Origin of the sequence: Psychroflexus torquis ATCC 700755 (assembly GCF_000153485.2) — a bacterium.
GTDB lineage: Bacteria > Bacteroidota > Bacteroidia > Flavobacteriales > Flavobacteriaceae > Psychroflexus > Psychroflexus torquis.
Genome location: NC_018721.1, coordinates 396,618 through 409,228, shown reverse-complemented (window position 1 = coordinate 409,228; position 12,611 = coordinate 396,618). Strand labels below are relative to the sequence as shown.

Annotated in this window: 16 protein-coding genes; 7 read left to right on the top strand and 9 right to left on the bottom strand. The window is 33.0% G+C overall.

Annotation, left to right across the window (positions count from 1 at the left end; all coding sequences use genetic code 11):
* Position 1 precedes the first annotated feature (1 nt).
* The 5 genes from P700755_RS01755 to rsfS form a co-directional block, all read right to left on the bottom strand.
* The gene (locus P700755_RS01755) at positions 2-655 is read right to left on the bottom strand and encodes a phosphatidylserine decarboxylase family protein (protein ID WP_015023032.1); all 654 of its coding nucleotides are present in this window, start codon (positions 653-655) and stop codon (positions 2-4) included.
* Positions 645-1,445 (bottom strand): phosphatidate cytidylyltransferase, encoded by an 801-nt coding sequence (locus P700755_RS01750; protein ID WP_015023031.1) that lies wholly within the window; start codon positions 1,443-1,445, stop codon positions 645-647. Before P700755_RS01750 ends, P700755_RS01755 begins: the two co-directional genes overlap by 11 nt.
* 3 nt (positions 1,446-1,448) lie before the next feature.
* A complete protein-coding gene (locus P700755_RS01745; protein ID WP_245535988.1) occupies positions 1,449-1,937 on the bottom strand; it encodes an LUD domain-containing protein in 489 nt (162 codons plus the stop codon).
* Between the two features lie 231 nt (positions 1,938-2,168).
* Positions 2,169-4,268: an ATP-dependent zinc metalloprotease FtsH gene (gene ftsH / locus P700755_RS01740; RefSeq protein ID WP_015023029.1), complete on the bottom strand. Its 2,100-nt coding sequence runs from the start codon at positions 4,266-4,268 to the stop codon at positions 2,169-2,171.
* 16 nt (positions 4,269-4,284) lie between these two features.
* Positions 4,285-4,656: a ribosome silencing factor gene (rsfS, locus tag P700755_RS01735; protein ID WP_015023028.1), complete on the bottom strand. Its 372-nt coding sequence runs from the start codon at positions 4,654-4,656 to the stop codon at positions 4,285-4,287.
* 90 nt (positions 4,657-4,746) lie between these two features.
* Here rsfS and P700755_RS01730 point away from each other — a divergent pair, with 90 nt between their 5' ends.
* Both P700755_RS01730 and rpsU read left to right on the top strand, forming a co-directional pair.
* Positions 4,747-5,478 carry a biotin--[acetyl-CoA-carboxylase] ligase gene (locus tag P700755_RS01730; protein ID WP_015023027.1) on the top strand — a complete coding sequence of 244 codons (732 nt, stop codon included), beginning with the start codon at positions 4,747-4,749 and terminating at the stop codon, positions 5,476-5,478.
* A 90-nt stretch (positions 5,479-5,568) separates the two neighbouring features.
* Positions 5,569-5,763 (top strand): 30S ribosomal protein S21, encoded by a 195-nt coding sequence (gene rpsU / locus P700755_RS01725; protein WP_015023026.1) that lies wholly within the window; start codon positions 5,569-5,571, stop codon positions 5,761-5,763.
* Positions 5,764-5,818: 55 nt separating this feature from the next.
* On the opposite strand, the gene P700755_RS01720 is transcribed toward rpsU, so the two are convergent.
* On the bottom strand, positions 5,819-6,616 hold the full coding sequence (locus P700755_RS01720; RefSeq protein WP_015023025.1) for a DUF2797 domain-containing protein: 798 nt from the start codon (positions 6,614-6,616) through the stop codon (positions 5,819-5,821).
* A gap of 71 nt (positions 6,617-6,687) precedes the next feature.
* Here P700755_RS01720 and P700755_RS01715 point away from each other — a divergent pair, with 71 nt between their 5' ends.
* From P700755_RS01715 to P700755_RS01705, 3 genes are read left to right on the top strand one after another with little or no spacing between them, the layout of a single operon-like run.
* Positions 6,688-8,205: a GH3 auxin-responsive promoter family protein gene (locus P700755_RS01715; RefSeq protein ID WP_015023024.1), complete on the top strand. Its 1,518-nt coding sequence runs from the start codon at positions 6,688-6,690 to the stop codon at positions 8,203-8,205.
* A 31-nt stretch (positions 8,206-8,236) separates the two neighbouring features.
* On the top strand, positions 8,237-8,446 hold the full coding sequence (locus P700755_RS01710; RefSeq protein ID WP_015023023.1) for a hypothetical protein: 210 nt from the start codon (positions 8,237-8,239) through the stop codon (positions 8,444-8,446).
* Positions 8,436-8,981 carry a Smr/MutS family protein gene (locus P700755_RS01705; protein WP_015023022.1) on the top strand — a complete coding sequence of 182 codons (546 nt, stop codon included), beginning with the start codon at positions 8,436-8,438 and terminating at the stop codon, positions 8,979-8,981. Before P700755_RS01710 ends, P700755_RS01705 begins: the two co-directional genes overlap by 11 nt.
* Before the next feature lie 78 nt (positions 8,982-9,059).
* Here the strand turns inward: P700755_RS01705 and P700755_RS01700 are convergent, their stop codons facing one another.
* Complete coding sequence (locus tag P700755_RS01700; protein WP_245535987.1) at positions 9,060-9,584, bottom strand: T9SS type A sorting domain-containing protein; 525 nt, start codon at positions 9,582-9,584, stop codon at positions 9,060-9,062.
* 122 nt (positions 9,585-9,706) lie between these two features.
* Between P700755_RS01700 and P700755_RS01695 the strand changes: the two genes are divergently transcribed.
* On the top strand, positions 9,707-10,234 hold the full coding sequence (locus P700755_RS01695; protein ID WP_051007918.1) for a S8 family serine peptidase: 528 nt from the start codon (positions 9,707-9,709) through the stop codon (positions 10,232-10,234).
* Positions 10,235-10,452: 218 nt separating this feature from the next.
* Entirely contained in the window at positions 10,453-10,788 is a 336-nt protein-coding gene (locus P700755_RS01690) for a protein adenylyltransferase SelO family protein (RefSeq protein ID WP_245535986.1), read from the top strand.
* A 542-nt stretch (positions 10,789-11,330) separates the two neighbouring features.
* Here the strand turns inward: P700755_RS01690 and P700755_RS01685 are convergent.
* Together P700755_RS01685 and P700755_RS01680 are read right to left on the bottom strand one after the other, a co-directional pair.
* Complete coding sequence (locus P700755_RS01685; protein ID WP_245535985.1) at positions 11,331-12,152, bottom strand: helix-turn-helix domain-containing protein; 822 nt, start codon at positions 12,150-12,152, stop codon at positions 11,331-11,333.
* Between the two features lie 123 nt (positions 12,153-12,275).
* Positions 12,276-12,557 (bottom strand): hypothetical protein, encoded by a 282-nt coding sequence (locus tag P700755_RS01680; RefSeq protein WP_041758108.1) that lies wholly within the window; start codon positions 12,555-12,557, stop codon positions 12,276-12,278.
* Positions 12,558-12,611 lie beyond the last annotated feature (54 nt).

The window sequence follows — 12,611 nt, the reverse complement described above, 5'->3', positions numbered from 1 at the left end:
TTTACTTGGCTTTTAAAATGATAGATTCCCCACCTTTCACATTATCGTTGATAGATACAGAAATTTCTGAATCCACAGGTAGAAATAAATCAACTCTTGATCCAAATTTTATAAATCCAGAATCCTCTCCCTGAACTGCTATTTTGTCTTCCTTAGCATAGTTTACAATTCGTCTTGCTACAGCACCTGCTATTTGTCTAAATAAAATATTTCCAAAATTTTGTGTCTCAACAACAACCGTGGTCCTCTCGTTTTCTTCACTAGACTTTGGATGCCAAGCGACAAAAAATTTACCAGGGTGATATTTTGTATATAAAATTTTACCACCAATGGGATATCTGGTTACGTGGACATTTAATGGAGACATAAATATAGATACCTGTAAGCGCTCTTCGTTTACAAATTCTGGCTCAAATACTTTTTCTATAGCGACAACTTTGCCATCGACTGGCGATAAGATATTTTTTTTATTCTTTTTCACATGCCGCTTTGGGTTTCTGAAAAACTGTGCAACAAGAATAAACATGACAAGTGTGGCCAAGAAAATTGTGGTCACAATCCACTGTTTATTTATAAGCAGGTTTGACAGAAGATTAATAACAATTAATCCAATCAAACTCGAAACTAAAATTTTATAACCTTCTCTATGAAACATAATCAACGAATAAAATAAAAATAAAAACAAAAGTACTCGAAAAAAGCATGCTATCCATCCTATCAAATATACCACCGTGACCCGGCATTATTTTTCCACTATCCTTAACATCAGCTTTTCTTTTAAATTTGGATTGAACCAAATCTCCAAGTGTTCCAAAAACACTTACAATTAGCGCTAAAATAATCCAAGCCCACCAAGGCAACATGTCTATATAAGTAAATATTAAGTAGCTCATAGCGACTGTGAAAACTGCTCCTCCAATAAAACCTTCAATTGTTTTCTTTGGTGAAATTCTTTCGAATAACTTATGTTTTCCAAAGTTCTTACCCACAAGATAGGCGAAAGAATCGTTCGTCCATATCAGTACAAAAGTTCCTATAAGGACATATTCATAATTTTCCTTATAAACGGGAATCATTGTTAAAAAAATAATGGAGGGGACGATATAAAATAAAGTAAGCAAATGCTTTTTCCCATCAAAAATAGGAATGTCGTTTAAGGTATACAAATCTTTTAAAAGGAATAGTTTTACAACCAAGGTCATGGCCAAATAGGCAATTAGAACCGGTAAGTAGGTTTCTGTAAAATTGAAGTAATACAAAAGAACTACTAGAGAAAAGTACGACATTATATTTTTAAATTGCAAGAGGGTTTGAAATTCTCTTAAACAAATAAGACCCACTACTGTAAAAAATACAAGAAGTAGATAGTGACTTAAAAAGGCAGTAGATACAATTATGATAATATACAAAGCACCAGTGATGCTTCTTTTGAGAATTTCAGACATTTGCTATAGATCTTCTAAAAGGAGCAAATATAAATTTTTTGGAGTACTTCCATAGGTCATAAAATCAGAATCTTTCTTTTCTTCAAAAGTTTTAATAGTTGTGATGTTAGTAGGTAGTATTCTATTGTGTTTTTTATTAATTTTTTGGAGTCCTTCGCCTATGGTTTTAATCATCTGACTAGTTTTAGCAATTATGATAAAATTAAGAGGAAGATCTGCTAATCTTTTATCTCCCATTTGGCAAGAACTAACTAGAATTGCTCCTGTATTTGAAATTAAAAATTCACAATCAGACAAGAATACACAAGCACTTAAGTTTTTGTTGAATTTTAATTTTGTGTGTTTAAAAATTTTCGGAATTTCTAAATTGCTACAATAAGCTTCACATTTTTCCCACTGATTTTCTTTTAAGATTTCAAAAAAATTGAGTCTCAATTCATTTTCGTCTTCACAGTACAAAAACTTACCACCATTTTTTTTAAAATTTATCATAAACTCCTCATCAACGGGTATTTCAGGTTTAGGCATAAATTTACCTATCTCATTTCCATACTCGTCGGTATCTTTTTTTGTCTCGAGGCCTAAAAGGCGTTTTATGAAGTGTTTAAAAATTGCGCAAATTTTATTTAAATGTACATTTTAATTAATGTAAAAAAAGCCTGATTTTGACAAAGTCCAAATCAGGCTTTTTTTATAAGTTTATAAAGGGTCTTAAGTGTCTATTTAATTGCTTTCCACTTTGTCATCCTTTTTAGAATCATCGTTATTGTCTTCGTCTGTTTTATCTTCTGATTCTTTTTCTTGCTTAGCTTTTTCTTCTGAAGCCTTTTGATCTGCTTCTCTATCGTCCGATTTCTTTTTTTGTCTTTCGGTATTATCAATCATTTCTGGCTTGACAAAAGGTCTTTCCCCAAAGATTTTTACTAAATCGTCTTTAAATATAACCTCTTTTTCTAATAATAAATCTGCAAGTTGGGTCAATTGATCTTTGTGTTTCTCTAAAATACCAATTGCTCTTAGATATTGTTCTTCAATAATTCTAGAAATTTCTTCATCAATTAATTCTGAAGTTTTATCACTATAAGGCTTTGTGAAATTGTAATCCGATTGTTCTGAAGAATCGTAATAGGTTAAATTTCCTATCTTTTCACTCAGACCATAAACAGTTACCATCGCTTTAGCCTGCTTCGTCACTTTTTCTAAATCACTTAAAGCTCCAGTCGATATTTTATTAAAAATCACTTTTTCAGCGGCACGACCACCCATTGTAGCACACATTTCATCCAATATTTGCTCTGTACGTACAATTTGTCTTTCTTCTGGAAGATACCAAGCTGCACCAAGAGATCGACCACGTGGTACAATAGTAACTTTCACCAAAGGGGACGCGTATTCCAACATCCAACTTACCGTGGCATGTCCAGCTTCATGAAAAGCAATGGCTTTCTTTTCATCTTTGGACATAATTTTATTTTTCTTTTCCAGTCCGCCCACAATTCTATCTACAGCATCAAGGAAATCTTGTTTTCCAACAGCTTTACTGTTATTTCTTGCGGCAATTAATGCGGCTTCATTACATAAGTTAGCTATATCGGCTCCAGAAAATCCAGGAGTTTGCTTTGCTAAAAACATAGTGTCAAGCTCATTTTCTGCCTTTTTGAGTGGTTTTAAATGCACTTCAAATATTTCTTCTCTCTCTTTAACATCTGGAAGGTCTACATAAATCTGTCTATCAAAACGACCTGCTCTCATTAATGCTTTATCTAAAACATCTGCACGGTTTGTGGCTGCAATGACAATAACATTTGTATTGGTACCAAACCCATCCATTTCAGTTAAGAGTTGATTCAAGGTGTTTTCACGTTCATCATTTGAACCTGACATACCTCCTTTACCTCTAGAGCGACCAATGGCATCGATTTCGTCTATAAAAATAATAGAAGGCGATTTTTCTTTAGCTTGTTTGAAAAGATCTCTTACTCTTGAGGCTCCAACACCAACGAACATTTCGACAAAATCTGATCCTGATAAAGAGAAAAATGGAACACCTGCTTCACCTGCAACAGCTTTAGCAAGAAGTGTTTTACCAGTTCCAGGAGGACCTACCAATAAGGCTCCTTTAGGTATTTTACCACCAAGATTAGTGTATTTATCAGGGTGTTTTAGAAAATCTACAATTTCTTGTACTTCATCTTTAGCACCTTCTAGTCCAGCGACGTCCTTAAAAGATGTTTTTACATCTTTCTTTTCATCGAAAAGTTTCGCCTTGGATTTACCAATATTAAATATTTGACCACCAGGGCCACCTCCGCCACCTTTGCTCATGCGTTTCATGATAAAAATCCAAATACCGACTATTAAAATAATAGGAAGTAAACCTATAAGGATTTCACTGAAATAGTTAGAACGTGTTTCATAATAAACACTGGTGTTTATATTTTCATCCTTTTTAATTTTTTCAATGGAATTTTCAAAGTTTTGTAAATCACCAAATTCAAAATTATAATCAGGATTGCCAGAAGAGGCGAAAACTGGGTCTTCACCAGTTCCTTTATGTTTGGGTTTAGCTTTTGCTTCTGTGGTTAAAAAGACTTCTGCAATTCTAGAATTTTTGACAATATTTACTTTTTCAACATCGCCATCTCTAAGAAAACTCTCGAATTGAGCTAAACTAGTTTTATCGGGTTCACTAAAACCGCTTCCTCCAAAAAATTGAACTCCCAAGAAAATGACTATAATGCCGATATAAATCCAATATGAATTGAATTTTGGTTTCTTCGATTCTTTATTTGTTGATTTCTTTTGTGTTGCTTTTTTAGCCATTTTCTCGCTCTCTTATTTAGTAATTAGATTGTACAGATGTTATTTTCGCATCTCCCCATAAGCTTTCTATGTCGTAATATTCTCTAATTTGCTTCTGGAAAACATGAACAACGACATTCACATAATCCATCAATACCCACTGGGAATTTTCGAGTCCTTCAACGTGCCATGGCTTGTCGTGTAGTGCTTTGCTCACCGCTTTTCTTACAGAACTTTCAATAGCATTCACTTGTGTGTTGGAGTTACCAGAGCAAACTATGAAATAATCACAAACCGTATTTTCAAGTTCTCTCAAATCTATAATTTGTATATCATCTCCTTTAACTTCTTCTATACCTTGTATAATATGTGTAATAAGTTGGTCTAAGTTTTCTTTTTTCGTACCCATTAAAATTCCTTGATTTTTAACGCAAAAATAGGTTTTTAATCCCTTTTTTTGCCACAGTTAACAAAAGATTATTCGATATATAAGCTCTCTATGAAACTAGTCAAAGTTGATGCCACAAGTTCAACAAATAGTTATTTAAAGGACTATGTAAAATTGAATTCTATAAAAGTACCATGTTGTTTGGTGGCAGACAACCAAATTTCTGGTAGAGGACAACGTGGAACAGCTTGGCAAAGTCAGGCGGGGAAGAACTTAACTTTCAGTGTCTATCTTCCTGGTTTAGAGGATATACACAAACAAACTTTTAAGCTCAGTGCATTGGTTGCTTTAGCGCTTATAAAGACTCTAGAAAAGTATTTTACTCCTAAGTTATCAATAAAATGGCCTAACGACATACTGTCACGTCAGTTTAAAATAGGAGGGATATTGATAGAAAATATGTTTAACCAAAACCGAGCTGGAGCTAGCATAATTGGTATCGGTCTCAATGTTAATCAAGATGAGTTCCCAGGACTGCCTAAAGCGTCTTCTTTGAAATCTATAACCCGAAGCACTTTCGATTTGGAGATCCTCCTGAAAGATTTGCTCTTTGAAATTGAAAACATCCCTTTAAAGTTCAATACTTTTAGTTATCATGATGTATTGGAGTTGTATTATTCTCATCTTTTCAAATATAATAAAGTTGGTATGTATCAATATCCAGACGGGAGTCTTATACAAGGATTACTTAGGGGTGTAGATAATTACGGTCGGTTGATTGTTGAATTTGAGGAGGATAGAATAGATTCTTTTGATATAAAAGAAATTCAAATTAAATATTAAAAATTATTAATTTATAGAAGGTTGGAAAGTTTGAATTATATATATTTGCAATTCGAAAATTTATGTCAACCGTAAATAATTAATCATTATATGTTAGTAGTAAAAGTAAAAGATGGTGAGAAAATTGAAAGAGCATTAAAGCGTCTTAAGCGAAAGTTTAGAGATACTAAAGTTCTTCAAACTCTACGTGATAAGAAACAATTCACGAAAAAATCTGTTGAAAAAAGACAAAATATGAAAAAAGCTCAATATATCCAAACTCTGAGAGAGAAGGATAATATGTAGTATTTTTTACATGGATATATAAACCCTGTGATTTATAATCACAGGGTATTCTTGTTTAGGATACTATTTCAAAATCCACAACATAACCTTCACTATTCCGAACATTGAAGACTACATCGTTTTCAAAAATCAAATACTGGCCTTTTATTCCTTTCAGTTTTCCTTTAAAGGAGTTATCCTTTTCTAAGTTTAAGCTTTTTAGTTTTTTTGGATATTCAATGACGGGGAAATTCATAGAAAATTCTTGTGCGTCTTTAAGATAAAACTCTTTGGTTTCATCGGGTATAAATTCTTTGAGCTTATCGCGTTCTTCTGCTAAATTTTTGTCCTCGATTTCATTTTTTAACATGGTTCGCCAATTGGTTTTATCGGCGACATGTTTTTTTAGGGCTACCTCAGTTATGCCGGCTAGATATCGATTTGGAGTTTCAAGGATAACAATCGCTTTATGAGCGCCTTGATCTATCCAACGCGTCGGAATTTGACTTTTTCGAGTTACTCCTACCTTTACGTTACTGGAATTAGCTAGATAAACAATATGAGGTTTCAATTGTACTTTTTTCTCGTAGTCCAAATCTCTATCCTCTTCCCCTAGATGAGCTTTGCTTAATTCTGGACGCATAATCCAATCTCCTGCACTAGGAATTTCTTGAAAACAGTCGTAACAAAACCCTTGTCTGAATATTTTTTTATTTTTTCCGCAGTTTAAACACTGATATTCTACAAAATAAATCGCTAATTCTCTATCTAGTAATTGATTGATGTGAACAATATCATTTTCAAATTCTAGAAAATAATCGACTTCTTCATTATTCTCAGTTTTCATTTTTCTTAAGACTCCTCTATATTGCATTTTTTATTAAGTTTGATGAATTGTTAACAGTAAACTAAGTTAAGAATTCAGAATTTAAATATATTGATTGTATGGCCATACCGATTGTAAATTCTATAGCTTCTTGGATTTTGAAGAAGCGCATTCATCATATGGAATTGTTTAAAAAACATCCTAATGAAGTCCAAAACGAATTACTTATGGATTTGGTTTATAAAGCCCAAAATACGGAATTTGGAAAAAAATATAGGTTTCATGGCATAAAAAATTATGATACTTTTAAAGAGAGGCTTCCTATTCAAGTTTATGAAGACTTAGAGCCTACTTTTGAGCGTAGCAGACGTGGTGAAAGTAATCTTATTTGGCCTACACCTATTACAATGTTTGCCAAATCTAGTGGGACCACTAGTGCCAAAAGCAAATTTATACCTGTGAGCCAAGAGTCTCTCGAAGACTGCCATTATGCCGCAAGCAAAGACCTGCTTTGTATTTATCTCAATAATAATCCCGATTCCAAACTATTTACAGGTAAAAGCCTTAGGCTTGGTGGAAGTAAAGAAATTTACCAAAGCAATGGAACCTCCTATGGAGATCTTTCTGCTTTGCTTATTTATAATATGCCTTTTTGGGCAAGTTTCAGCAGTACTCCAGGTAGTGGCGTTTCTTTGATGAGCGATTGGGAAACAAAAATGCAAGCTATAGTGGACGAAACTATAAAAGAGCGAGTGACAAGTCTTGCTGGTGTACCCTCTTGGATGTTAGTGCTAATGAACGATGTGCTCAAAACAACTGGGAAATCATCTATTGATGAAGTGTGGCCAGATCTAGAAGTTTATTTTCATGGAGGTGTAAGTTTTGAACCCTATAGAAATCAATATGACAAACTTATTAAAAGCTCTAAAATGAAGTATTATGAAATCTACAATGCTTCGGAAGGTTTTTTTGCCGCTCAAGACTTAAATGATTCCAATGACTTGCTTTTGATGTTGGATTATGGGATTTTCTTTGAATTCATCCCCATGTCTACTCACGGCACTCCTTATGAAAAAGTAATTCCCTTGAGTGAAGTGGAAGTGAATGAAAATTATGCATTGGTGATTACAACCAATGCGGGATTATGGCGTTATAAAATTGGAGATACAATCCGGTTTACGTGTTTGGATCCATTTAGAATAAGAGTCACAGGGAGGACTAAACACCACATTAATGTCTTTGGTGAAGAGCTAATTATTGAAAATGCAGAAGCTGCCATTAAGAAAACCTCTTGCGAATTTGATTGCGAGGTTATTGAATATACAGCGGCTCCTATATTTATGGAAGGTAAAAAGAAAGGCGCGCATGAATGGATTATTGAATTTAGGACGCCCCCTTGCTGCTTAAACGATTTCAGAAGATGTTTAGATCAAAATTTACAAGACATCAACAGTGACTATGAAGCTAAGCGTTATAATAATATGACTCTAGATCTATTGACGCTTCATGAAGCTAGACCTAAGTTATTTCAGCATTGGTTAAAGCAAAATAATAAATTGGGAGGCCAGCATAAAATTCCGAGATTATCCAACGATCGGCAATACCTAGAGGAATTGTTGTCTCTAAACAGAAATTGAACTTATCTTTGATTTTTAAAAACCTTTAAATATGATTAATACTAAAAGGCAGGCTATTTACACAGCTTTTATTATTATTGGAGCTGGTCTTCTTATTTTCGATCTTATCGATACGGATGATAATGTATTTATAAAAATAGGAGGCTTGGTTATTCTCATGGTGGGTTTATATAATTCGACCAAGCAGTGGGCAAGAGACAACCCTAAAGATAACGAAGAATCTTCTGAAGATGAGCAATAGAAATTTTAGGATAGGAGATAGTGTAGAACTTCTCGACGATAACGTGTCTGGTATTGTTATAAAAGTAGAGGATCATGAAGTTACTTTTGAAACCTCTGATGGCTTCGAAATGAAAGTTCCATTTTCGTTAGTTATAAAGATTGAAGGTGACTTGGATATTGATATGGGAGACGATAGTTTAATTCAAAAACTGAATGCTGATCTCAACCGAAAACCCAAACAACCCTCTCAAAAGCCTAAAAGACAACAGCCAGCGATGGAAGTAGATCTTCATATTCATAACTTGGTCGACAAATCTGGACACCTTTCTAATTTTGAAATGCTAAATATTCAACTAGAACACACTCGAAAGAAAATCGAATTTGCTATTGAAAAGAGAATTAAACGCATTGTTTTTATTCATGGCGTTGGGCAAGGTGTTCTAAAAGCAGAATTACACACTCTTTTTAGACGGTATGACCAGGTTGAATTTTACGATGCAGATTACCAAAAATACGGTTTAGGAGCTACTGAGATCTATATTTACGATAATTGAGAAGAGTTCAAAACACATTCAATAAATAAAAGGATATTACTGAATAAAAACATGCTATTTAACCTGAATTAAAGATTTTTATTGTTTCAAAATTTTAAACGTTTCTGTTGTTTTTTGATTTTTCACTTTTACAAAATAAACACCTCGACCTAAGTTTACTAAGTTGATTCCATTTTTAATTTCAGAAAATGTTTTTACTAATTTACCTTCCATATTAAAGATTTCGACTTCGTTTATTGTAATCTGCTTCGGATTTTCAAAATACAAACGTTCCTGTACTGGGTTTGGAAACAGTGAAATTGAATAGAAGCTCTCAAAATCATCCGTACTTAACGTGCAATTTGAAGTGAAACTGTATGAAGTATAGAAATCATTAAAATTTATTGTCCAAGTATCGTAAGGAGGATTATTATTATTTGCTGCAACTGGATCATTAACTTGAATGCAAAAATTATGGGTCAAATCATAGTCTGTAAATAAATTCAATGTCAAATTTTCATAATCAAAATTGGGATTATCTAGAATTATGGAATTGATATAAACATTTCCTAAGTCAACATATTCTAAATCTTGGAGATTACCCAGATTTAAATGTAGACGCATCGAGTGGTTTCAATGCTTTTACATCTGGAATAGATGGACTGTCATTTGATGATCTTATGGGACATGGATCTCACGTAGCGGGAACTATTGGAGCCTTAGATAATGGATTTTGAGTCATAGGAGTGGCAGCAGGAGTAAGTGTTATACCTGTAAAGGTTTTAAATTCTGAAGGTGATGGAACTTGGTTTGGTGTTATTGCCGGTGTAGATTACGTGGCAGCAAACGGAAATGACGGAGATGTCGCAAATATGAGTTTGGGAGCAGTTTCTAACTATACGTTACTAGATGCGGCTGTCGCTGCAGCAGCTCAAACCGGAGTTCGTTTTATATTAGCTGCTGGTAATGATTCTGGAGATGCAAACAATAATTCACCAGCAAGAGCTAATGGAGATAATATTTACACAATCTCTTCCATGTCTGAGGGTGATAACTGGTCAAGCTTTTCAAACTTTGGAAATCCTCCAGTAGATTATTGTGATCCAGTGTCTTCTGTTTTATCTACTTATAAAAACGGGGGGTATGTTATACAAAACCGTACTTCAATGGCTGCGCCTCACGCAGCAGGAGTTTTACTATTGGGTAATGCGAGTTCTGATGGAACTGTAAATAATGATCCAGATAATAATTCTGATACAATTATTGTTCATTAATATTTCTTCAATCATAAAAAAGGTATAAACCGTTCTACAAAAAGGGAGGTTTTTTCATGTCTTTATGCAAACTAAAGGTATGGGTAAAAAAACCTTCGAGTAACATATAATTTAAATTATTAAGCAGTTACGGTCTGTGCACACATAAAAGCTATAGCAACAAGTAGTAAGCATTGGAATACTAGGATACCATAAAAATGTAGTACAAAAGGACTTGTGTGTTAACTTTGCAAATAGGAGAGAAAATTAGTATGGCAGTAAAATTCAATATAAAAGACACGTTCAATAAAAAGCTGCCAGCAGATTCAATTTTAGAAAATTCTAGAAGACAGGTTGAAGAAGCTCGCTTTTCTTATGTAAGAGCTAAAACCCCTAACAATCTGTCTTTACTGCGTACATTGCCAAAGATGTTAGCGCATGTTGGACTTTTAGAAGAAGATGGTAAAACAAAAAATTTCTTACACGTTTTATCAGGAGCAGTAGTTCTACCAAATCCATATGCTATGTGCTATGCAGGTCATCAATTTGGAAATTGGGTAGGACAATTAGGCTAATTTTGAAAATACAAAATTAGGCAATGAAGGTCATTATTTGAGACCCTTCAAATAAAGATACTAATCGTGTGAAACTCATTTTATGAATGTTTTAATTTTAGTGATGCAATTAGTGTCTGGTCGCAACTACAGCAAAATTAAAAATGTTTCTTTTTTCGATTTTCGAACCTTGTCTAGAAAACAATAGTTCCGGTTGAAGTGATTTTTTTTCATTTATCTTACATTCGGCATGTTCACCAAAGTAAAAAACAACCTAAGATACTTGTACCTGTTGCACCTCCTGATAAATTTGATATGTTAATATCTGTTTTAAATCTAAAATCAATATTTAGAGTATTGATTACATTTGATATTCCGAAAATAACAATAGTTGATACTATACCTAATTTTATCATAATTGATATATTTTAAATTAAGATGCAAATATATTTTAGAAGAATCACAATAGTGTTTCTCCTTATAATACCAAACAAAAAAAGTGTCTTCGTTTATCGTTAAGATGCTCTTTATGTATTTAAAAATAATACAATCAACACCTTATATCAATCTGTAGATTTGTAAAGTTTTTTAAATTCGGTAGGAGTCAGTTGTGTATGTTTTTTGAAAGCAGTGTAAAAAGCAGCTTTGCTATTAAAGCTTACATCTAAAGAAATAGTAAATATGGTATCTGGTTTAGGCTCCATAAGTTTCTTTTTAGCCTCTTCAATTCTGAAGCTGCTAATAAAATCGGGGAAACTCTTTTTTGCATTTTGGTTGATAGCCTGTGATATATGATGAATGGAGTGATTTAATTTTTCAGCGACGGTATTCAATTTTAAATCGAAGTCCAAGTACATCTTTTCCTCATTTACGATAGCTTTTATTTTCTTAAAAAGAGCTGAAGAATCAGATAAGGATGACTTTGCATATTTCTCGATAGTAGCCGTGGGTAAATCTTCGAAATTTCCAGAATACGCAAATACATGAAAATGCAGTATAGAAAACGCGAATATGAAGAAGAATATCGAATAGATAAAAGTTTCAAATTTTAGATAGAGGTTAAAATGACCAATATCTAAGCTACCTAGAATTGTGGTCACAAAAACTAGAATTTGAAGGAGTACAATTGCGATTATGATAATCTTAATCCACTTGTAAAGGTTTTTTTGACTTTCATTTAGTTCAATTTGTAGTGGAGCATTTTTCAATTTCTTATAGGCAAGAAACATAAGCGCAATATTGATAGAACTCACCAAGATATATTCCACTAAGACGAATATTCCGTAGTTTGAAGTCTCTAATGCTGCTACAAAATCTTGTAGATTTTGATTGTGATCAAAAGGAAAAAATACTATAATACGGAGTAATACCAATTTAGCATTCAAATGTCGTATAAAATCAGTTTCTTTTTCACTTACTAATCGTCATAAAATAGAACCGTAACTATTGCTATGCTTATATTTTTTCCTCAATTAAGTAAAAAATAATTCAAATTTTTAATGCCACATTTAAAAACTAAATTGGTATAAGGTATACCCAATAACTACTGGCCCCCATTTTTTAATATTTATTTCAGATTTGGTATAAAGTGCGATGAAATAGTAAAATAATAATCCTGTAAAATGATAGAAAAAGTAGGTAACTCCCGAATAGGTAGCAGTTACTTGGTTAGTAATCGAAAGATGATAGTCTAATGCCTTAACTACATAAATAAATAGTAAGGAAGGTGAAACATAACGTATCTTTTTGTTCTTTCCAAGTCCAAATTTATTAAAAAGAATAAAAACCATTAAGACCAGTCCAAAAATCACACTTAATACTGGAAAAACACTTAAACATTCGTA